Annotated in this window: 16 protein-coding genes; 1 reads left to right on the top strand and 15 read right to left on the bottom strand. The window is 44.0% G+C overall.

Annotated elements, in window-relative coordinates; genetic code table 11:
- Window positions 1–280 precede the first annotated feature (280 nt).
- On the top strand, window positions 281–1,621 hold the full coding sequence (locus VRU48_RS03750) for a carboxypeptidase-like regulatory domain-containing protein (protein WP_330106584.1): 1,341 nt from the start codon (window positions 281–283) through the stop codon (window positions 1,619–1,621).
- A 45-nt stretch (window positions 1,622–1,666) separates the two neighbouring features.
- Here VRU48_RS03750 and VRU48_RS03745 read toward each other — a convergent pair whose 3' ends face one another.
- From VRU48_RS03745 to VRU48_RS03675, 15 genes are all read right to left on the bottom strand, one after another.
- Complete coding sequence (locus tag VRU48_RS03745; RefSeq protein WP_330106583.1) at window positions 1,667–2,818, bottom strand: serine hydrolase domain-containing protein; 1,152 nt, start codon at window positions 2,816–2,818, stop codon at window positions 1,667–1,669.
- Window positions 2,811–3,572: a hypothetical protein gene (locus tag VRU48_RS03740; RefSeq protein ID WP_330106582.1), complete on the bottom strand. Its 762-nt coding sequence runs from the start codon at window positions 3,570–3,572 to the stop codon at window positions 2,811–2,813. Before VRU48_RS03740 ends, VRU48_RS03745 begins: the two co-directional genes overlap by 8 nt.
- Window positions 3,572–4,063, bottom strand: a complete 492-nt coding sequence (locus VRU48_RS03735) for a MarR family winged helix-turn-helix transcriptional regulator (protein WP_330106581.1) — start codon at window positions 4,061–4,063, stop codon at window positions 3,572–3,574. The genes VRU48_RS03740 and VRU48_RS03735 overlap by 1 nt, the downstream gene beginning before the upstream one ends.
- A 172-nt stretch (window positions 4,064–4,235) precedes the next feature.
- A complete protein-coding gene (locus VRU48_RS03730) occupies window positions 4,236–5,408 on the bottom strand; it encodes a retropepsin-like aspartic protease (RefSeq protein ID WP_330106580.1) in 1,173 nt (390 codons plus the stop codon).
- A gap of 96 nt (window positions 5,409–5,504) precedes the next feature.
- On the bottom strand, window positions 5,505–6,872 hold the full coding sequence (locus VRU48_RS03725; protein ID WP_330106579.1) for a TlpA family protein disulfide reductase: 1,368 nt from the start codon (window positions 6,870–6,872) through the stop codon (window positions 5,505–5,507).
- Between the two features lie 27 nt (window positions 6,873–6,899).
- Window positions 6,900–8,435 (bottom strand): PKD-like family lipoprotein, encoded by a 1,536-nt coding sequence (locus tag VRU48_RS03720; protein ID WP_330106578.1) that lies wholly within the window; start codon window positions 8,433–8,435, stop codon window positions 6,900–6,902.
- A gap of 40 nt (window positions 8,436–8,475) precedes the next feature.
- Window positions 8,476–9,264: a DUF4843 domain-containing protein gene (locus VRU48_RS03715; RefSeq protein WP_330106577.1), complete on the bottom strand. Its 789-nt coding sequence runs from the start codon at window positions 9,262–9,264 to the stop codon at window positions 8,476–8,478.
- A 44-nt stretch (window positions 9,265–9,308) separates the two neighbouring features.
- A complete protein-coding gene (locus VRU48_RS03710; RefSeq protein ID WP_330106576.1) occupies window positions 9,309–10,739 on the bottom strand; it encodes a RagB/SusD family nutrient uptake outer membrane protein in 1,431 nt (476 codons plus the stop codon).
- A gap of 52 nt (window positions 10,740–10,791) precedes the next feature.
- Window positions 10,792–14,142, bottom strand: a complete 3,351-nt coding sequence (locus VRU48_RS03705) for a SusC/RagA family TonB-linked outer membrane protein (protein WP_330106575.1) — start codon at window positions 14,140–14,142, stop codon at window positions 10,792–10,794.
- A gap of 134 nt (window positions 14,143–14,276) precedes the next feature.
- Window positions 14,277–15,404 carry a FecR family protein gene (locus VRU48_RS03700; RefSeq protein ID WP_330106574.1) on the bottom strand — a complete coding sequence of 376 codons (1,128 nt, stop codon included), beginning with the start codon at window positions 15,402–15,404 and terminating at the stop codon, window positions 14,277–14,279.
- Between the two features lie 95 nt (window positions 15,405–15,499).
- Entirely contained in the window at window positions 15,500–16,087 is a 588-nt protein-coding gene (locus VRU48_RS03695; RefSeq protein ID WP_330106573.1) for an RNA polymerase sigma factor, read from the bottom strand.
- A gap of 108 nt (window positions 16,088–16,195) precedes the next feature.
- A complete protein-coding gene (locus tag VRU48_RS03690; protein ID WP_330106572.1) occupies window positions 16,196–16,552 on the bottom strand; it encodes a response regulator in 357 nt (118 codons plus the stop codon).
- 282 nt (window positions 16,553–16,834) lie between these two features.
- A complete protein-coding gene (locus tag VRU48_RS03685) occupies window positions 16,835–17,431 on the bottom strand; it encodes an RNA polymerase sigma-70 factor (protein WP_330106571.1) in 597 nt (198 codons plus the stop codon).
- A gap of 132 nt (window positions 17,432–17,563) precedes the next feature.
- Entirely contained in the window at window positions 17,564–19,024 is a 1,461-nt protein-coding gene (locus tag VRU48_RS03680; protein ID WP_330106570.1) for a RagB/SusD family nutrient uptake outer membrane protein, read from the bottom strand.
- 2 nt (window positions 19,025–19,026) lie between these two features.
- On the bottom strand, window positions 19,027–22,605 hold the full coding sequence (locus VRU48_RS03675) for a SusC/RagA family TonB-linked outer membrane protein (protein ID WP_330106569.1): 3,579 nt from the start codon (window positions 22,603–22,605) through the stop codon (window positions 19,027–19,029).
- Between the last annotated feature and the right edge of the window lie 99 nt (window positions 22,606–22,704).

Below are 22,704 nucleotides of genomic sequence, written 5' to 3'. Positions count from 1 at the left end.
TGAAGACGATGGCAAAGGTTTCGATCCCTCCAGTTTAATGGAAAACAACGGCATGGATATACGCAACTTAAAAAAACAGGGTCGCCTACCTAAATGGCCAGCTAGAAATCCTTTCAGCAGCAAACAAGACCGGAACATCCATCAATATAGAACTAAACCTAAATTAGCCGGTTCGATATTTTGATAGGGCCTATCATCTTGCCCGAAAAGTTTAAATAAACACAGAAAACCACTATATTCACGACAGTATAGGCCAATTACAGGTCCTTAAACCCAACTTATGAAAAGAAGCTTTCTCATCTTATTCTTTTTAGCTGTTTCAAATTTAGCGCTTGCGCAATTTACCATAACCGGCAAAGTATTAAACGCAGCAGATAACAAACCTTTAGAAAACGCTACAGTATTTTTAAACAAAACGAATTATGGGGCAAAAACAGATCAACAGGGCAATTTCACGATCAGTAATGTGCCACCTGGCCATTATGAGCTCGTCGTTTCAATGATGAGCTTTAAAGTTTATAACGTTGCCCTAGCAGTGAAAGCTGATACAAAAGTACCAACGGTAATTATGGAGGAAAAAAGCACTTCCTTAAATGAAGTAAAAATTACGGTTGCCAAAAAGGTCGAAAGCAAATATATGGAGATGTTCAAGCGAGAGCTATTGGGGACTTCGAAATTTGGCAGACAATGCCACATCCTCAATCCGAAGGTAATCCAGCTCAACTTCGACCCAAAAGAAAACAAGCTTACGGCCTATACCTCGGATTTTATGGTCATTGAAAACAAAGCCCTCGGATATCGCCTAAAGTATTTGCTCGAAGACTTTGAACGGAACGAAAAAACGGAGCTTATATCCTATGTAGGCTACGTCTTGTTTGAAACGATGGAAGGTAACGAACAGCAGCGCCAAGAATGGAACGAAAACCGTCTTGAAGCTTATACGGGCTCATTGCAGCATTTTTTAAGGTCTGTGCTCGGAAACAATATCAATAAGGAAGGAGAATCTGGCTTTGTAGTAGCCACAGATACGCGATCGCCCAATATGAGTCGCCTTGCAGATACCCTGATCAAAGAAAAGATTCGCTTGTACAGTGGCAAATACAGTAAAATAGACAAAGATTCTCTTTTTTTCTGGACCAGTATGTTTCAGCAACCTCGCTATATCGAAGTTGTAGATACGACAAAGCTGATAGCCAAAGAAATCGCTCAGTTAACAGATCAGAACGGCTTATATGCGCTCCGCATCAACAACGACATTAACTATATTAAAAAGTGGATATATATAAAAGTGCCCGGCAAAAAAGGCTCAATAAGCTTTACGTGTGATACCTGCGAATTTAAAAACTCGTTATATGTAACTTATATTAAAAACATCCCAGCAAGGCTCGGAAATGGATATAAAATGCCTTCCCCACGCTTCAAGGAGTCTTTCACGCCTAGTCCTGAGCTGGATAAAATGGCCAGTTTAATTTCCATTTATGATGGCCATGTTCTCTTCGACTGGAATGGCGTTGTAGTTAACCCCATGAGTTTAAAAGTAGAACGATACTGGGCAACGCAACGCCTCGGCGATCTGTTGCCTATCGACTATATGCCAACTACCGAAAGTTATGCCAAATGAAACAAACCAAAAAACACGGATTTATCTCATTTTTTGGACCAACAGCTAACGGCCTTCGATCCCTATTCGATCGATAATGCTATTCGACAACTCGTTCAGTTTGACTTGAGAATCGGCCATTACCACATTGGTTACAATGAATATTCCAACTTTTTGATTAGGATAGAGCGCTATCCACGAGGAATGCCCGAAACTGCCTCCATTATGGTAGAGCATTTTCATTTCCTTATCGTAATTATAAGTGTTCCAGGCATAGGCCCTTCCGTACTGCGCCGTACCCGCCAAGCGATTCATAGCCTGTCTAACCACCTTATCGTTGCTTTCCAAGTACATTTTCATATAGGCAAGCATGGCACTTGTAGAAGATTTCATGCCTGCCGAATATTTATAATAGCCGTTGATTAAAGGCATTGGCCTGCCGATACTGTCTTTGCCAATAGATATGTTTGCATCTTTATTGTAGGTCAGCTCTGAAAAAGTTTCTTTTTCTCCAGAGCGCGAGAAGATATATTTTTGGAACAAATCCTGATACGACAATCGGTAAACATGTTCCAAAATATAACCGATCAATTGGGTACCTACACCTGAATAATGGTAGTTCCTGCCTGAATTATCCACCAGTTTTACATTTTTAAGCGCAGCAAAAAAGTCGCTTTCCGTCAGGTTCTTAAAACAGTCTAGCTGTTCGGCTACAGTTGCCATCCCATCGTAACAGTTGTTGTGCAAAGGGAGCCCCGAAGTGTGGGTTATCAAATGACGAAAGGTAATTGGCCGTCCGCCACTCAAAACCAGGTTTGGGTATTGGCCGTCAAGATAAGTTCTCACATCGTCATCAAGGCCAATCTTGTGGTCGCTCACCGCTTGTGCAAGCAACAGGCCTGTATAGGTCTTTGTAATGGAGCCTATTTCATATATCGTATGATTGTCTGGCTTCTTGCCATTTTGCAACTGGCCAAAATGGAAGTGATGAGCTTTACCTTTGAGATAGATTACTCCAGAAACCGCTGTGTAGCCAGGCTGTTTCATCAGTTTGGCTACTTCTTGGGCTATAATCACCTCAACAGAATCTTTTGTCGAGCTAATTTGTGCAACACTGGAATCGGGAGTTTTTGCCATCGTGCAAAACACGAAAAGAATGAAACAGGCCAAGAAAAATAAGCCTTGAGGTCTGTACTTCAACCCGGTTATCTTATTCATAAATCACATAGTTTACCTTATCAATACCTGTATTGCCCGACTTTTCATGGTAGGCATACAGAATCAGCTCATAGTTTCCGGCAGCCGTAAGTTTTATGTCGCCTTCGAACAGATTGGTCGAAACCAGCGACAGCTTAACCTCGCTCAGGTATTTTCCGTCTTTTTTAAGAATGCCCTTCACTTCCATCTCTTCCGAATTCCATATTCCTCCTTTTTCTACTACGCAACCACACATCATCACCACATTGGCCTGAAACTGAAAAGGCTGATCTTTAACCGATTTTAAGGCAATGTACTGATGGGTACGTGGTTTTAATATATCAATAATGAAACCCGGGATTTCGAGCACAATGCCGTCGCCCAATATATCTTTTCCGGGAAGCAGCCACAGTTCGGTGCTCACTTTGGCCTGGGCCTGTTTCTGATTAAAGGGCGAAATAACCTCTATGCTTACAAAGGTGGGTTCATCGATATCTATCTTGGCCAGAAAACCCGCCGTTTGCGCATCGGCAATAGAAAGCCCCCTTGTTTTCGGCACTTTCATAATCAAATCGGTATTTCCGGTGCTTCCGGTTGTTTTTCCTTCTGCCAAAATCTGTTGGTTAACTTTATTTCTGATGATCACATAAGCACCACCGAGCGAACTTCCGATAAATTTGGCATCCCTGCCTTTTGCCCTTACCATTACCTTGGTTTCTACTGCGCCAGCCGTCAGGCCAAGCAGCAAAAGGCTCATTAAAGCGAATGTTTTCATTACAGAGTTGAATTAAGATATTCTTGCTTATACCTTTGTTGAAAAGAGCTGGTCTTTAAGGCCAGGTCTATGCCGTCGAGATAACTGAGAATGGCCAAATCGCCATCAAGCATTTTGAGGATGGCCCTTTCGCAGCTTTCCCAAATCTTCGACAACTGGGGCAACATTTCCAGGGCCTTGTCTGACAAGGAAACCATTTGTTTCCGTTTGTCCACATTGTCTTTTTTCAGTTGCAGATAGCCTTTATCGGCCATCTTTTTAACAATAATGGCCACCGACGGATGGGTATAGCCCAAAGGTTCGGCAATGGCCGTAATCGGCACCTCTCCCATTTCTTGCAAGAGCATGAATACCAAGTACCAGTTGGGTTCGATGTCGATGCCGATTTCTTTGTAAAAGCGCCTTACGTCGTGCGACATGCGGTCGCTTATTCTTTTCAACCTGCTGTCGAGGGCCTTATAGCCCATAGCTTTGATGATGTCTGATTCCATTTGTTATTTTCTCGCCAACAAACATACAAAAATAAAGTCAACTATATAGTTAACTTTATTTTATTTTCGAAACCTACGAAAATCACCAAAATTGCAGGCATTAATTAATAAAAAAGGGAAAAGCCTACTAACTATAGCTTTTCCCTTTTATGCAAGAAGCATTGACTATAAGTTATTTTTTTAGCGTTTGACTAAATTGCTTGCCATCTAGTTCTGTTTCTACAAGCATAGCAGTTCCCGAAGGCAAAACCAAAAGTTTCTCAAGTTGCTTGCCGTTGTTTCGAAGGGTTTCGACAGGCAAGCCGTTAATCGATTTGACCTTCGCCCCTGGCTTAAGCTGGTTTTTTGAATCTTCCCGGGCGACCAAATCCAATACCGTCAGGTTTCCATCGGTATCAAAGCCAAAAATGTAGCCTCCAAATGCAAAATCGAAAGGATAAGCCGATGATTTGTTCGGCACCAAGTGGACTTCTCTTTGACGGCTGTTGAGGGTAAAATTATACCTCGACAGCAATCGGTTACCTATAGAGCCATCATAAGGGATATTGGCTTCGCTGCCACCCGCCATGAGCGTAATCGGCATTTGGCTGAGCACAGGCAAATTGGCCATGGCAAAAACTGCCCTACCCGAGAATGTTGGCGAATTTACACCCATACTATTTGTATTGCCCTGATATTCGGGTTTGAAACCGCTAACCAGCAATTTGTTTTTTCTTACGAAAGGCCTGAAGCAAATCAGGTTGTAGCTTGCGCCGGTGTCGAACAAAAAGTTTCCCTGGCAGGGTGCTCCATTGGCCACGGTTAATACACCAGTAACTGAAAACATACCTTTAGGTTCTGTTAAAGGTAATATGGTTCCTTGCTTTTCGTAAGTATAACCTTCAAAATCAAAAAGCGAGAGCTCTTTACGGTCAAAATCGACCTTAACCACATAGCTTCGGGCTATGATATTGCCTATAATGCCATCCAGTTCGTTGTGCATTTCCTTAAAAATCGCAATGTTCTGGCTAGGAAGATCGAAAGTACCCAAGTGTACCGTGTTGCCTTCGGCTATGCCAATATCGGCAGCTCCCCCAACAACAGCAGCTTTGTTCCAACGGCTTGCCTTAAGACCGATTTTCTGGGCCAATGCCTCGCCTATGGCCATACCGTCGGCTCCGGTATCAAACAACAGCTTCAATGGCTGTTCGCTGTCATTGAGCTTAACCGTTAATATGATAGCGCCATTGCGACTCTCGAAAGGGATCACGGCCTTTGGCAAAGGATTGGTTTGGGCCAAAACCGACGAACCAAGCAACAGCCAGATGAACGCGAAGAAATATTTATTAAAAAACCTGTTTTTCAAAGTGCGTAAGACTAAAAATGAAAAATAGGCACGGGAAGCTAGCCTCCCGTGCCCTACCTAAATTAACTAATAGAGAGCATTAGATTTAAGGCAGTATTATTTGGCCATGGCTTTCTCTAACAAGGCCTTGAGTTGCGGGTCCGATGGCCTCGGCGCATCAATTGTGACGATCTTGCCTTGCTTATCAAAAACCATAAAACGAGGTATTCCCGAAATCCTGTAATATTTCATCAGGTCGTTTTTAGCCGAAGCAAACAACTGTGTACCGCCTAATTGTTCATCCACAATCATTTGAAGCCATTTTTGTCTGTCTTTCTCGGCATCAACCGAAATGCTGACAATGGCCAAGTCTTTACCCTTCATTTCTTCTTCCAGTTTTTTTAGGAAAGGGATCTGCTCTTTGCAGGGCCCGCACCAAGTAGCCCATACATCAACCAAAACCACCTTTCCCTTTAAATCGTCTAAGCTTACGTTCTTACCGGTTTTATCTGGATAAGTAAATTTGAAGGCCTCATCACCAGGCTTGAGTGGCACTACTTTGGCCAATATTTCAAATTGTTGCGCCTGCTGACTCTTGGTTAACAAGTAATGTCCATATTTATCCTGCAATGTTTTGAACTGGCCGAAATCCTTTATACGAGTTGCCTGCTCCAAAACAAAGTCGCCTTTTAAGGTATCGTTAGTTAGCATGGCGAGTTGCTTGTCTACAGCATCTGGTGTATTGAACCTGAACCCTTTAAGCGTCATGTTGGCCGATAAAGCCATGTTGATCAGGCGCGAACCCCAGGGGTAGCCATAAATCTGAGCAGCATTTTTAGACAGCTCTTCTGCTTTAATGCTCGAATAGAAAGGATGCCATTCTTCGGTGCTGGGGTGTGCCATACGTGGCGTGTAGAGAAAGTACAACGCATACAAGTCGAGATCTTGGGCCACTATCTGTTTTAAGCGTTTGTTAAAAACCGGATTATCGGTAACCTTGTCCTTTAAAAACGCCTTGGCCTGTGGCAAGACCTTGTCCAGTTCAGGAAAAAAGTCGACAAAGGTGCTCATGGACCTAATGTTTACGGTTTTTCTAACCACAGGTTGCAAAAGCTTGTACCACTGTGTAAGCAGTACGTTTGCTTTCGAGTTGGTATTGCCGGTAAGCACATAGGTAGTGTCTAACAGGGTAAGCGACAGCTTTTCTCCGCCTTTGAAGTAAAATTTATAGCCATCCAAAGCATTGGCGGCTGTGGTAGACAGTACGTAAAATCCTTCGTAATCGGGATAAAACATAAAGCCAAATTTGCTATTGGATGCGGGGTTGGTGCTCGACAATTCGACCAATTTGCCTTCTTCTACCTTGTAAAGCTTTACTGCAGTTTTGTTTTCTTTTTTCAACAGACCCGTAATCTCTACAGGCTGTTGGGCCAAACTATGCAAAGCGACAAACAGGCAGCATACAGCCATATATATTTTTTTCATTTTAGTTTTTTATAGGGTTAATCAGGTTTATTCTCTATAGCTTACATCTATAATTTTGCCCAGTCCATCAAACGACCTGTAAAGGCTTAAGGCCCCATTTAGGCTTGGAACGGTATACAGTTCCATCTTGCCAGAAGTAGTTGGCGAGGCTTCGTCATAGCTGCATACGATCAGTTTTCTCGAATATTCGGTTAGTCTTGCATCGGAAAAAGAACCCGTTAAAACCAGTTTCTGGTATTTGATGAGGCTTACCTTGCGAGTTCCCAAATCGAGCACCAGCGTATTGCTTTGGTCAGATGGATTATAACGGTAAATTTTAGAGCCTACCAGATACATGACATAGCCTTCTACCGGATCGATAGCAAACTGTGTAGCATTAACAAGTTCTGGAGCGGTTTTAACCTGATCGAAAGCTACGGGGCTAAACGTAGAATAATTGGCCACAATACGTGCCAGATAAACCTGGTTTTGACTGTTTTTGAACAAGGCATAGGCTTGGCTACCCAAAGCTGGCGTATTGGCCAGGTAAAGCAGATCCATGCCCATGTTGCCAGGAACAAAGAGTTTATTTTGGCCGGTAATTACCGGTATCGTAGCATAAGCATTTGACATTTTATGCTCCATGAAACGCTTATTGTCGGTATCATACATCAACACATAGTTCTGTCCATCACTCCGGTACGATTCGCAGAAATAAGGCGAAATAGCAAACTGGCGCCCATTGCTTTCTTTATTTACCCTGGTACCAAAAGGAGATGAATATAAGGCGATTTCGAATGACAGATCGCCTTTGTTGGTCAACATGTACACTACCCTGTTAGTGCCTCCTAAGGAAACTACCCTTTCTGGATAAAATGGGGCCGGATTATAGGTGCCAAAAATGCTACCAAGCAAAGCAGGTGAAACAAAATTATTGTTCTGCGTATTGATTACATAAGATTCCTCGTCGCTGGCCACGAAAATACACTTGGCACTTACTAGGCTAAAAGCATCTCTGCGTGGACAGTAATAAACCAATTTCGGCTTACCTTTTAAACTTAAATTCGCCTGAATTGCCAATATATCCTGATAGTACTGGAAGTTGCTGCTGGCCGGCGAATAGTTAAAGAAATCGAGCCTGGCCATACCGTTGATATCATTCATCACCAACCAGCCATCGCCAATATTGCTGGTAACCTTAAGGGTCATTTCTTTGCTCCAGCTTAAACCAGTAGCTTTATCTGTAGCCGAAAAATTGAATTTGTAATCGGCCGATGGTAAGTCTACCAGCCAGTCTAACCGAAGCGTACGGGCAATTACCTTTCTGTTTTCGGTGGCTGGATAGGTAATCATCCATTGGTAACTGTACTTCGTGGTATCGTTGGTTTGATCGAGGGTAAACGACAATTCGGGCATAATCTGCAGGCGCTGTCCTCTCAGCGCAGTATAGGAAATTTCAAGTTTTGAAATCGTGCCTTCGTTTACTTCCTTATAGCTGTAATTGCCCAAATCTTTTTTACAGGCTACCAGGTTAATGGCGCATAAAAAAAGGCAAAAAATCCATAGGTGGTTCTTTATTCTCATTTTGCTTAGTTTAGAGGTGAATTAAAAATGTACTGCTCGCTTATCGGGCGTAACGTCCCATGGCCATTAAAGTACCATTGGCTTCATATATGGGGGTTTTGTCTAGCTGCATTTGCTGCAGGTAGGCTTTAAGTCCGCTGCTATAAGCTACAATTCTCGAAAAATTGTTTTTGGACCAGTTGGGATCCATTAAATCGACCGCATTTAAATTATAGCGGGTTAGCCAAAGTTGGAATTTTAAAGTGCTGTAAGCCCCAAAGTAGTCGGTCATTATACTTAGGGCTGGGTGACCCGCTATCCAATAAGGCGGTGGACCGGCAATATCATCTAATTTGATCCTTAAGCGGGTAAAAGTCCTGCTAGTCCCATTAATCTTGCCGGTTTGATAGCGTTGGGCAAAATATTCGTTGGGTTGTAGCTCCAGGTAAAGAAAAAGACTGTCGCTTCGTATCTGCTGGGTACGTTTCAACTTGATTTTTAAAGTATCGGCTACCAAACCGGCCTTAATCGCTGTTGTCGGGTTGAGGATATCGTAATCGGTGCCCGCCTTCATGGTGCTATTGGCCCCAATATCGAGCTTATAGCTTTGGTCGGCTCCCACCGGTGCACCAATGGTACGGATGGGGATAGCGATCAGCGAATCGCTTACCTGCGATTGCGCATAGCCAAAACTGACGGTGACGGTATTGGTGGTTTCGGCCAGTGGAAAATAAACGCTTCTTTCGTCCTTTTCGTTGCTATAGGTAGCCAGACTGTTTTTTTTACAAGCGCCACAAATGACGCCAACCAACAGGATAAGGCTGATTTTTTTTAAGGTTTCTATTTTCATTTTTTTGTTTTTAATGATTAACACCTTGGTTTAATTGTCTTTTTTTATCGTGGTCGTGTTTCGGATAGCGGGATAGGAAACGTATAGTTGCTTGGGCTCATACTCACGATTACGTTGTTGGTAGCCCCTGCAACAGAGGTCATCTGTTTCCTTTTGTAATAGAAAAACAATTGGCCTTCGCCATAAAATTCTTTGCGGTATTCGCGCATGATCCTGTCGTTTAGCTGCGTTGTGCTTAAGGATCCAACAAGTGCGGCAATACCACGGTGCGTACGCAAGGCATTGAGGTTATCCAAGGCTTTTGCAGGGTCGGTTTCGCACTCGGCCGCAATCAGGTACATTTCACCCATCTTGATGAGCGGAATGGTATTGTTGCAGGACTGCGAAACATTGCTTCCGTTTTTATACTTAAAGAAGGTATAATAAGGCTTGCCGTCTATTTTCCAAACAAACTGGAACCTATAGTCGCTGGCAAAGCCTTCAAATATGGTAGCCGAAATAAAAGCCCCCGTTGGGTTTCCGGCAAGTATCTTTCCATCGAGTAATGAGGGGGCAAAATTGTCATTGAATGTCTTGGTCAGTTCTGTACTTTCAATCCCAAAAATCATTTCGGTGGCAAATACTTTGTTAGACGACTCACTGATATTCAAGTCGGAAAATTCTGTCCATGGAAATTTAGCCTGATTGGCAATCAAGGTCTGTGCGGCAGCCAAAGCGGCAGGCTTGTCGTCTTTCCATAGGTTTACCCTAGCCTGTAGGGCTTTAACCGCATAATAATTCATGCGGTAATTGCGCGAATTGCGAACTAAGCTTAAGGTGGCCTTGCTTACCTGTGCCTGTGTTACCGCAGGGTCGTTTTGTTGCAACAGCTGTTCTGCATCACCCAGGTCTTTGAGGATGCGCTCCATGATAAAGGCGTTGCTTTTAAAATCGGAGATTTCATAAGTAGCTTTATCGTAATAAGGCAGCACATTATCTGTCGGGCTAAGCGCATAGGGTTTGGTAAACATGCGCATCAAATCGAAATAACAAAATGCACGCAGGGCCAGCACTTCGCCTTTGTACATATTGCGTGTTTTAAGATCAAGTACGTTGCCATAGGTTTCTAAGCTTTGCAGTAGCTTGTTCATGTTAAGGATAGCCTTGTACAGGTTAGACCAAGTGGCATCGATCTGCGAAAGCGAAGAAGCATCGCCATAGTTATAGTTGGCTATTTGGTAAAGATTGTTTTCGCTGGTTAAGTGGTACAGCTTGGCCAAGGCATCCATGGTGGTCATGGTAAGCCGGGCGCCGTACATATTGGTGCTGCTGCATTGCAAGTAAAGTCCGTTCATGGCGTCTTCAAAACCAGAGGCATTGGTATACAGGTCTGCTTCTGTAAATTTATCTTCGGGCCTTACATCGAGCCATTTCTTGCAGCTTGGCAAACTGGCCAAAGCAAGACACAAAAGCATATAATTAAACCATTTTTTCATCTTTCTATTCGTTTAATGGTGACAAAATCTTTAAGTATCACAGGGGTGGATATTATTTAAAAGTGGCTCGCAAGCTAAAGGAAACCGAACGCGCAAAAGGATAGTCGATGCCACGCTCTCTCCTGATATTCGAAGCATAAAACAAATCATTTGAATAGGCATTGAGCGAAAGCCTTTCCAAGTAGGCATATTGCAGCCATTTCTTATCCTTAAACTCATAACCTACATTGAACGATTCGCCGATAAAGGCATTTTCCTTTTGCAAGAACCTCGACGACATTGGTGTAGTGGTCGTGCTCGAAATCTTTTTGAACTGTGCCACATCTCCTGGATTTTTCCAACGGTCGTAAAGCGCACGTTTATCTTGGTTATTCAGCAAATCGGCCGCCGAAATATTCTCTACCTTTTCGTACAACGCGCTATTCATGATGGAACGGCCCAATATGTATCGGATTGATATGCCTGCCCTAAAACCCTTGTATAACAGGCTCGAGCTGATTACGCCTTGGATTTTGGGCCTTGAGCTACCTACCACCACTTGGTCGCTGGTATTGTAAACAAATGTCTGTTGGCCATCTTTGCCCAAAAACACTTCATTGCCCGTAGCAGGATCTATGCCCAATGAGGGTACAGCCCAAAGATCATAGCTGCTATAGCCATCTCTGTACCTGGTTAACGAATTGCTGTTTCTAAGCGTAGTATTTAAGGCTTCTAGCTTTTGATCAAACTTGCTGAACTTCTGTCTGGATACTTCCCAAGTGGCGCCTAAAGTCCATACCAATTTGCCAGGTTTGTAAATAGGCGAAAAAAACAAGCTTCCATCTATGCCCTTCGTGGTACTTGCACCTGTATTAAGAGGGTAAGTGGCCAAAGCCGTCGAGCTAGGTAAACTAACGGCCACTACCAACGGATCGGTTAGTTTTCTGTAGGCGTTAAATTGTAGCCTCAGCCTATTGTTCCATAGCGTTGCATCGATTCCAACACTGGTTTGCAAGGTCTTTTGGGCCTCTAAATCTGATGCACCCAAGGTTTGCAGGTACACGCCCTGGCCAAAGGTATTAACGGTAGCATAATAGGCATAAACAGACTGGTTAACATTATTGAAGTTTTGGTTACCTGTAAGCCCCACATTACCCCTCAACCTTAATACATTGATCCATTCTATTCCTTTCATGAATTTTTCTCTGTTGATATTCCAGCTCAAGCCTGCACTATAAAAAGAAGCATAGCGCTTTGATGCGCCATAGGCCGTAGAACCATCAATATTTAGGTTAAAGTCGGCATTGTAGCGCTGATCGTAAGAGTAGCTCAGCGAAGCTATGTTAGAATTGCGTCGTGTAAGCGAATTGGCCACCGTTGGCCTGGCCCCTGCGGCAAAACCGTAGGCAAAAGACGGGTTGCCATTGCTGTTATTTGGGAAACCCAAAACCGAAAAGCCCTTTAAATTCAAATCATTCTGCGCAAACTCTACTCTTGCAAAGGCATTTACCATGTGCTTGTCAAATACCTTTGCGTAAGTAACGCTCAAGTTCGCTGTGTAATTCAGTCCACCATTTCTCGTATTGCTGTACCTCCCTTTTAACGTAGGGTCTTCTATGTTTTCATATTGTGTATGGAGTGGCGAAACAAAGGAAACATCCTCGGTAGCCGATTTGCTGATCTGTGCATTTAAGCCAATTTTCCAAACTCTGTTAAACTCAGCATTCATCGAAAAATTATTCTGTACGCCAAAAGACGAGCCCTTGCTAAAACTTCGCAAACCGGCATTGTAAAAAGGATTAGGGGTCATCAGCAATTTTCCTATTCCCGAGTAGTGGGACAATCTTACATTTTCAATGTATTTTTGATCAGCTCCCTGCAGACGTAAATAAGGGTTGGTTTCTACCCAATCTGAAAAACTGCCATAAGGCGAATCGACTTTGTTGTACCCATTTACATAGGTCCTGTTCGAAATGTTAAAAGCACCGGTCCGATATGACAAGTCAACAAAGGCACCCCAGTCTTTACGTTGTGTTCCGATCATGGTGGCGTCGTTCTGGCGTATGTTTGCGCCAATGCTATAGCGTATGGCATTGTCGCCCCCACTTGCACTCACAGAGTGGCGCAAAGAAAAGCCGGTTTGCAAAGGCTGCGAAAGCCAATAGGTGTTTACTCCTTTTAAAACTTCTCTCAGGTGGTTGTTGTACAAGGTATCATAAGCTTGTTGATAGCCATCGGTACTGGTATACCTTCCCGCCAAACGTTCGTATTCCAGTTTCTCTGAGGCATTCATCATGTTGTATGAGGAAAGGTCAGGCATTTCTATGTTCATGTCTGAGGAATAGCTTAACCTTATTTTTCCCGATACGGGCTTTTTGGTTTCTACCACAACCACTCCATTAGAAGCCCTTGAGCCATAAAGCGCTGTAGAGGCCGCATCTTTGAGGATGGTAACCGAAGCAACTATGTTCATATCAAGGTCGACGATGGTACGTAAATTGGTTTCAAACCCATCCAAAATGAACAGGGGTTGGTTAGGGTCGCCCAAAAACTGATCGCGCAGCTGCTGGGTAGCGATACTGGTTTGGCCCCTTAATTCGACAGTAGGCAATACGTTTGGATTGGAGCCGGCCGAGTTGTTTTCAATTTGGATAAATGCAGGGTCTAGGGTAGCCAGGCTTTTGATGAGGTTTTGGTTGCCCACTTGCTTCAGCTCTTCGCCGGTAAAAGTAGCTGTTGCACCACTAAAAGCCGTTTTGCTCTTGTTTACCATCCCCGTAATTACCACATCTTTCATTACGTTTTCTTCTGGAAGCATTTTCACAATTAACAGCGCAGCACCACCTTGAAGCTTGATTTCCCTAGTTTGGTAGCCCACATAAGAAAATACCAAGGTTTCGTTGCCGTTAGGCACGGTAATTGAAAATTCACCCTTCTCGTTACTTGCCGCAAGCAGGGTTTTGCTGTCTTTTATTCTGATGTTTACACCAGGCAAGGGCTTGTCGTTTTCGCCCAACACCTTACCGGTTATCACCTGGGCCTCAACCGTTTGGGTTAGCCCCGTTGGAGCGGCGTAACGCACCACAATGGTTTTGTCTTCAATTTGGTACGTAAGGGGCTGGCCTTTGAAACAGAGGGCCAATGCATCGGCCACGCTTACATTTTTTACCACGATGGTTACTGGCTTGGCCTTGACCATTACTGCTGTTTGGTAGAAAAAATCGTAGCCGCTCTGTTTCCTTATCTTCGTAAGCACAGTTTCTAGCGTTGCGTTCTTTTCGTTCAGTGTAATTTGGGCATAACTGCTCGCGCTTGCCTGAAGAATGGCAAAAATGAGCACCACAAGTATCAGTTTGAATTTGATTAGTTTTCTGGCATAGGTATAGCAGGGGCTATGCCTAAAACCCTTTTGAATTTCATACATTTGTTTGTTAGGTTTAGTTTCGACTTGGTTAATTCGGAGCGACATAATAAACCCGGCAATAAAAACAACTTACCGCCCAATAGCATTGCGACTGCTATTGGGCTTGGTTTTTTGCCGGCAGTGAGCAATAAGAGCTAAGGCATAACGACTACCCTCCTTCCTTCTATCTTAAAGTGGATTGCATTTGTGAGTTCTATTTTGTTTAATATTTGGTTAATGTTATAACTGCGGGGCCCCGAACCCGAAAAGGTCATCGAGGCCAATTGTGGCGGACAAAGCACTTCTACGTTGTACCATCTTGCAATCTTTTTCATCATGCTACCCAGTGGCTCATTGTTGAACATGAAATAGCCGTTTTTCCACGCTACAGCATCATTTGCAGGAACGTCGGCCACATTGATTTCCTCGTTTTCGCTAACCGCTTGCTGACCTGGCTTAAGCAGCACAGCCGTATGGTCTTTCGTTTCCTCAACCTGCACCTTTCCGCTTAATAAGGTTGTTTTGGTGATAGCTTCGTTTTCGTAAGCTTCAACATTGAAGTGAGTACCCAACACCCTAACTGTTTGATTAGCAGTTATCACTTTAAAAGGTCTTGTGGCATCGTGTGCCACCTCAAAATAGGCTTCGCCTTTAAGGTCTACTTTTCGCTCGCTGGCATCGAACACCAATGGATAGGTCAATGTTGTTTCGGCATTTAGCCATACTTTGGTTCCATCAGGTAGGTTAACCTGGTATTGACCTCCCCGTGGGGTGGCAATGGCATTTGTTTTTTGGGCAAGGGTTACCTGTTGTGAAATGGGTAGCAGGGTGTAAACCAATGCCCCGCTTTTGTCTTTGCTAATGGCAATACCATGGTCTTCGGTCAGTTTTCCGGCAACCGAGCCGTCTAATGTTATTTGGGTTCCATTGGCTAAAGTAAGGGTAGCTTTGTTGCTTCCCGGTTGGATAACTGCCGTTTTTGCTGATTGTACAACTTTTGTATTGCGTTGCTTAGCCAGCCATAACGCTACAGATGTACACAAAACAAGCATGGCTGCCACAACAAGTCTAGGCCATAGCTTAGCCATAGGCTTGTTGTGCCGATAAAACGGCAACTTTTGCCAAACTTCCAGTTTAGCCTCTAGAAGTTCTTCGGCACTTAACTGTAGTTCTTCATCTTCGTGTACCAAATACCAATTTTCTAGCAAGGCTAGTTCTTCGGCAGAACATTTTCCCTGTCTATAATTGTTCAAAAGTACGTGGGCTTCTTTGTGCTTGTTCATCTATACAAATTTTACCTTTGGTTATTAAATGTATAGACGGCCATGTGGCTTCTTAGGGGGGTACGAAATGTAATCTTTTTTTTACATTTTTTTATTTATAGCGCTAAACATAGCATTAGGCCCAATTCTTTGCGCAACTTTTTTAGCGCCAGCTTTATTTGGGTTTTTACATTTTGCTCAGAAATGCCAAGCTGCTCAGCAATTTGCCTATAAGTTAAGCAGTGGTTTCGACTCAGTTCAAAAATTTCGCGCATCCTCGGCGATAGTCCTGCAATGCCTTTCTCAATCAGCTCCTTTAGTTGGCGCTCTCTGATCAAATGGTCTGCCCCCGCATAGCCTTCATCAATAAAGCGCTGCAACGAATTGATGTACTTATCGGCTACCTGCTTGTGCGAAATGACATCCAGCACCTTATTTCTAACCGCTACATAGAGGTAGGCTTTTAAATTAGACTTCAGCTGAAGCTCAGCACGTTTGTTCCACAAAGCAGCAAACAAATCCTGCAACAGGTCCTGGGCTTCTTCATTATCTCCAAGCCTTTTGCGTGCATGCAGGTAAAGTACATCAAAATAGCGGTTGTAAATGGCGGTATAGGCCAGGGCATCTCCTTTTATCAGCAACTCAACAAGTGCCTGGTCAGGATTTGAAGCATAAGTAAACGTTTCGCTCAGCAATGTAATCAATCAAAAGATGTATCTGGGATATAGGAATAACTCGATAGGGGCTTGGATTAGGCGTTAGCTATTTTGGCTTTTTACTTAGCATTTTATGGCTGTCCAACAATTTTTGCATTAGGCGAACAAGATTTCCAAGCGGTTTCTGATTTCAAGAAGCGATGTTTTTGGAGGAAGAAACTGAACGGCTCCAACCAAAAGCATTTTCTGTATACGGTTAACATCCGTTTCATTGTCAGAAAAAACCACAATGGCCGTTTCAAGTGCCAAAAGCCCAATTAGTTCTTCCAAATTTTCGCCTCCGGGCAACGAAATGTCGATAATAGCCAGATCAAAATCCCCATCACTGATGAGTGCTACGACTTCGTTTATAGCTGAGGCTTCCTTCATGCTTACATTTGGCCACATACTATATATTAATGACCTTAGTCCCACATGGACGGTTTGATGCTGATCTGCCAGTAATACATTCATTTCACAGTGTTATAATTAAAGCACAACCATGCAAAAATGTCTGAACGTGCCCTGCCTAGGCATTGCCAACAGGTACTTTACTCCATTCAAAAGTTTTTACTTGGTTACAGGCGGCGCACCATCCTTAACGGGTTGTGCAGTTGTACGTAACTTTACGTTGCCTTACTTAGCATGACACTGCAATGTGGTACTGATGGGGGGATGCCATAAAAAAATAAACACAAAAAAACTGGCTATCAGCCAAATAATTAGCCAATACCAGCAATAAGGAAATAAAAAAGGCTATTTGAATTTAAACAGTACGGCAATAAGGATCTGATAGCCCGCACCGTTCTTTTTAAAATGAATCCGTATTTTTTGTAGGGCCAATTTCATGTATTCGTGAACGGTTTGTGGCGATATACTCATTTTTTCGGCAGCTTCGGCATATTTTAGGCCTTCTTGGTGGCATAGCCGATAAACTGTTCTTTGCTGTGCCGAAAGGGTATTGAGGGCATCGCTGAGCAAGCGCTTGGTTTCTCGATAGTCGAGTTCCTTGTTGGTGCTTTCTTCGAGTTCTGTTTGGTCTAAGCTGAGCTTTAGGTTGAGTTTTGCATGATGCGCCAGTTGCCTCAACACATTAAAGGAAGTATTACGCACCGTTCGGTTCAGGTAGGCTCCAAAATTTTCTATGGCGCCAAGGGTCTCTCTTTTTAGCCATAGCTTTAAAAAGATGTCCTGTACAATTTCTCCAGCCAGCTCTTCGGAATGCGTAATTTTCTTGGCAAATGCAAATACGTAGCTGTGATAGTGCTTAAACAGCTGCGCGAAAGCCGCTTGGCTCCCATCGGCTATTTGAAGCAATATTTCTCTTTCATTTAACAGCTGTTCGACCGCCATTGGTTGGATTTCTTTATCAAAAGTGTGTTTAAACCTTATGTAGGGAGCTCAGGGCTAAGTTAATAAAAAGATCAAGCATACCTAAGATTAATAAAAAACGAAGCTTATATTTTTAAATAGATAGGTTAAGTCCTAAGGGTTTTGAGGCATAGCTGGGTTGGCCGCCAAAATATACAGTGGCAGCCTCAACGTAAATCTTTCCGGCTTTAGGGCATAGCTTGCTACTACATTGCCATTGTCATCATAAACCTGGTGTGATTTGCCCACAGTGGCCGCATATTCGGGATCGACGGATAACCTGCGCATATCAAACCAACGCGCCCCATCGACGGCAAATTCACGGATACGTTCTTCTAAAATAAACTTGGTTAGTGCTACTTTATTGGCCGTTGCCGATGCCGGAATAACTGCCGCTGCTGCCGGCATCCTGTTTTTTCTAAATTCCAAGAGTTCTGTGGCTGCCGTACCTATATCCCCCATGCGCGACCTGCACTCGGCTCGCAACAGGTAAATATCCGCTACGCCTATGCCAAAATTGCTATAGCCTTTGCCATAGGCTCGCCTCATGCCCAAGGGATAAGACTGCGCTACAGCAAGCGGATATGGGCTCAGAAATTTAAGTCGCTGATCATTAGCCCCAAAGAGCGCCATGGTTTGCGGGTTGACTACCATCGCCGAAAGCAAATAATAATACTGGTTAGTGGCCCGCTTCAAATACAATATTTCCTTGTCTTTGTAGGCATCGCTTCTGGGCGGTCCGGTAAAGGAATTGATGGGGTACCACACTCCTCCGGCAAGCAGTTCTTTGTTAAAATCGTACAAACCTACAGCCACACTGGCATTTTGTAAATCTGCCACTGCCCTATCCAACCAAGGCAAGGCTTTATCAAAGCTGCCCATAAACATATAAACTTTGCCCAACAGGGCCTCGCCTGCGGCTTTAGACATCCTTACCCTACTGCTTACCTTAGCAGGCAGGTCGGGCATGGCTTCGTTCAAATCGGCCAAAATCTGGTCATAGGCTTCCTGTACGCTTGCCCTCGTAAACTTGGTTTGAGTGGCATCGGCTATTTTGAGCAAGGGTACGCCCAAATCTGAAGCAGCCGTAACGGCCTGATAGGGCTTGCCATAAAAATTAACCAGCATAAAATAAATATAGGCCCTGCCAGCAAGCGCTTCTGCCCTCAGCATTTTTTTCTGTGCCATGTTATCGCCTTCCGAATCGAGCACCTCATTGATAACTTTGTTGTAGAGATAAAGTTGCTGGCTAAGTACAAAAAACTCAGACCTAGGTGCCGTAACAGTATAAAGATCGTCGGCCCACTTAAAGGCATTCTGATCGAGCAACCTCGTATCTGATTCAAAATAAAATGCCGAAGTGGCCAGCTCGTCGGACATGAGCACGGTAGAAACGCTTGAAATCTCGGCCAAGGTGCTTACGTCATTTAAAATCAGGTCGTAATCCTCGGTTTTTTGCGCAATGAGGTAGCCTTTCGGGTCAATATCCAAAAACTTTTTCTTACAGGCAATGAGCAACATGCCACAACACAGCAAGTAAATTATTTTATGGTATTTAAAGTATTTAGTATCCATAGCTAAAGATTTAGGGAAAGGCCAAAAGAGATCGTATTCTGATTGGAAGGCATTTGGCTTGTGGTGGCAAACCTTGCATCCTGAAATTCGGGATCTATTCCATATTTATTGGTTTTCCAGAGCATTACATTAGACAATTGGGCCTTCAGGCTCAATCCGCCAATTTTCATTTTCCTAACTATTCTTTCGGGTACTTGATAGGACAAGGCAAGCTCTCTTAGCTTAACATAGGCCGCGCTCACTACATTCAGGTTGCCACCGGTATAAAAATCGGTGAAACGCCTGCTTGAAGAGAGGTTGCTATTGGCAACAAAAGCTGGGATATTGGTCAAAGCCTCGTCGCCGGGCTGTTTCCAGCGATTGGCAAAATCTGCATGTAGGTTGCCAGCCTGAAGGTTTTGGTTCGAAATAAATCCCCATCCGGTAAATACCTGGTTCATGTTCCTGTACATCACATCGCCAAGACTATATGACAGGTTAAGGTTAAGCGAAAAATCCTTATACCTGAACATATTGGCCAAACCGCCATTCCACACTGGTTGTATACTGCCCATGTATAAAACGTCGCCAGGCAGTACATCTATATTTCTCTTGGTGAGCGAACCATTGGCCAGCCTCACCATGGGATCGCCAAGCTGATCGAGCCCAGCATAGTTGTAGGCATAGATAGCAAAAGCCGATTGGCCCATGGTATACAACGAATTTACCTGCTGTGCACCAGTAGTAATCGGAATGGCCAATGCGCCAAAATTAGTGACCTTATTTTTGTTGTAAGATAGGATAAAGCTGCTGTGCCAAGCAAAGTCCCTGCCTTTTATATTTGTGGAGTTAAGGGTAAGTTCTATACCCCTATTATTCATGCTCCCTACGTTGCCGTTGATGGCATCGGCACCTACAATCGGGTTTACCGGCATCCTACCTAGCATGCCTGTTGTTTTTTTGACATAGAAATCGATCGCTCCCGAAATACGGTGGGTCAACAGGCCAAAATCGAGGCCTAGGTTATAATTGGCTGTGCTTTCCCAAGTAAGCTTTGGATTGCTCAAAGTAGAAATGACCAAGGCCTGCCCACCCGGTGCATTGGTTAAGGGTTTTGTGGCAAACACATCTTTTGAAGAAGCAAAGCCTGGCTTGGGCGCATTGCCGGTAATGCCGTAGGTAGCCCTGAGCATCAAAAGGCTGATCCAATTTTCGGACAGCCATGGTTCGGCGCCCAAATTCCATTTTAAACCGACGCTCCAAACAGGCCTTCGCTGCGCAGCGCGGTCAGGCCCAAACAAGTTGCTCTGGTCGTTTCGCCAGCTGGCATTTAAGGTGTATTTACCATTAAAGGTATAGCCTGCGTTGGCATAATAAGAGATGTACCGGGTTCGCGGCACGCTTTCAAATTCGGAGAAATAAACATTGGGGTCTAAAACAGAACCGCTTACGCCCTTATTTAATATCGGATTTTTCACGCCCGTTGAGCTTAGGATCTTATAATCGACCATGGCATAGGTTTGCAGGTTAAGGTTATAGCCAAAAACGGCGCTGGTGGTATTCAGGGTGCGCTGTTCCTGCAATTCGTTACCAAACAAGACCACCAGCTGATGCTGACCGCTGTTCCAGTTTTTAGTATAATTCAGCTGGTTGCGAACTACCCAGTTTTGCAAATCGATATTGCTGGTGGTGTATTGGCCACCAAAATTGGGCAAATTGTAGGTTACAGAGCCATCGGTGTTGGCTACTGCAAAATTAACTGTGTTTATCCGTTGCTGGTAATTGCTTTGGTCGAGGTATTTTTTGTAACGGCCAATGCCTTTAATGTAGCCGTAAAGTCCTTCGAAGTGCAGGCCTTTAATGAGCTCCATATCCAATCCGGCATTAAACCTACCCTTGAAATCGTTGCCTTTGCTAAAGCCACTTTGCGCATCCTGCAAGGGGTTGTAATTGAGGCTCATCTTGCTCTGGTTCTCGATTGATGGTCGCTGCGCCTCACTTAAATAGCCAAGATAAGGCATCGCAAGCGCATTGCCATTGGCATCTTGAAACAGCTGATAAGGCAGAAAACGATTGTCGACCGGCTTGAAATTGGCCGTTGCGGTTAGCTGATAATTGAGGTCGGCTATAAAATAAAGCTTTAACCGTTTGCCGACTGCAAAATCCTGCCGGGTATTGATTTTAAAAGTCTGGTCGCTTTCGCCGGGCGTAGAGCTCTGCGCATTGGTGTAGGCAAACGAATTGTAAAATGTATGCTTGTCGGTGCCACCCGCAACAGCAAGGCTGTGGTTCATTAAAATAGCAGGTCGGTACCAAACCTCGCCCATTTGGCCTACATTGCTGATTCTGGACAGGCTATCTAGCTTGGCATTGCCCTGCGCTGCGCTGAGCACTCCCCTGTTCATATCGTAGAGGATCTGCCGATCGGGCGAAATGCCGATGGTTACTGTAGGCTGGCTGTACACCGTTGCTTTGCTGTAGGGCCAATACACTGGATCGAAGGTTTCTCTCGAGGCTTGTATGTACTGCGAGCTATTGAGTACCGGGAAATAGTCGTATTGCGGCCTACCCTGAAAATTCACAAAGAAATTGTAGTTGACTTTGGTTTTGCCTGCGCCCCCTTTCTTAGTAGTAATTACGATTACCCCATTGGCAGCTCTCGAGCCCCATATCGAAGCCGCTGTAGCATCTTTGAGTACCGTAATGTTCGCTACATCTTGTGGATTGATAGCCGAAATATTGCCAACATCCATAGCCAATCCATCTACCACAACCAATGGCGACCGGTTGGCATTAAGTGTTGACAAGCCACGAACCAAAATAGTATTGCCTTCTTTATGGGCCGTTGGCGAATTATTGATAACCATACCCGCCACCAAACCATCGAGCCTTTGCAATACGTTCATGGAAGAAGTACGTGCGGCCATCAGTTCTAAGTTTGGAATAGCAAACGAGCCGGCACTTCTCTCGCGGGTAAGCGTTTGATAACCCGTATTGACCACCACTTCTTTTAAATTGCCGGAAAGAGTCAGCTTTAAATTACCCAGTTTTTCGACGGCTCTTATCGGCAAGGGTTCGTAGCCTACATAGGTGATGTACAAAAATGAACTGTCGGCAAGGCCGCTGATTTGAAAACTGCCATCGGCAAGCGTGGTGGCCAGCACTTTGCGCAAATTGCTTTCCTTTTCGGTTCCGGTGGGCAACAGGCTAATTATCGCGCCTTCCAAGGGTTTGCCTTCCTCGTCGAGCACACGGCCATTGACCTCTATTCTTTTAAAATAGGCAACGATTTTGCCCAACAGGCTTTTTTCCTTTGTCGAAACAACAATCGAGTTGTTTTCTAATTCGTATCGGAGCGGCTGTTTTTCGAAAATCAGTTGGAGGGTTTCTTTTAAATCGCGGTCTTTCACGTCAATAGTGACCGGAATGGCAGTTTTCAAGGCATTTTCGGTAAAAAGAAAACCCACGCCAGTTTGCTGGCGCACTTTGCGAAGCACCTTTTCCAATGCCAAATTACGCTCGTTCAAGGTAACCTTTTGGGCATCGCAAATCTTAAAAAATAATGTAAACAGGATGATTAACAGTATTTTTTGTTGCTTCATATACACAAAACTAATTTACCGTCAATAGGAATTGCTTGGTTTAACCACCTTATCCTATTTACAAGATAATGGATATTTTTGGCTTGCCAACAATAAATA

Origin of the sequence: Pedobacter albus (assembly GCF_036324255.1) — a bacterium.
Lineage (GTDB): Bacteria > Bacteroidota > Bacteroidia > Sphingobacteriales > Sphingobacteriaceae > Pedobacter > Pedobacter albus.
The sequence above is the reverse complement of the archived record's forward strand: the minus strand, read 5'-3'. Positions and strand labels throughout refer to the sequence as shown.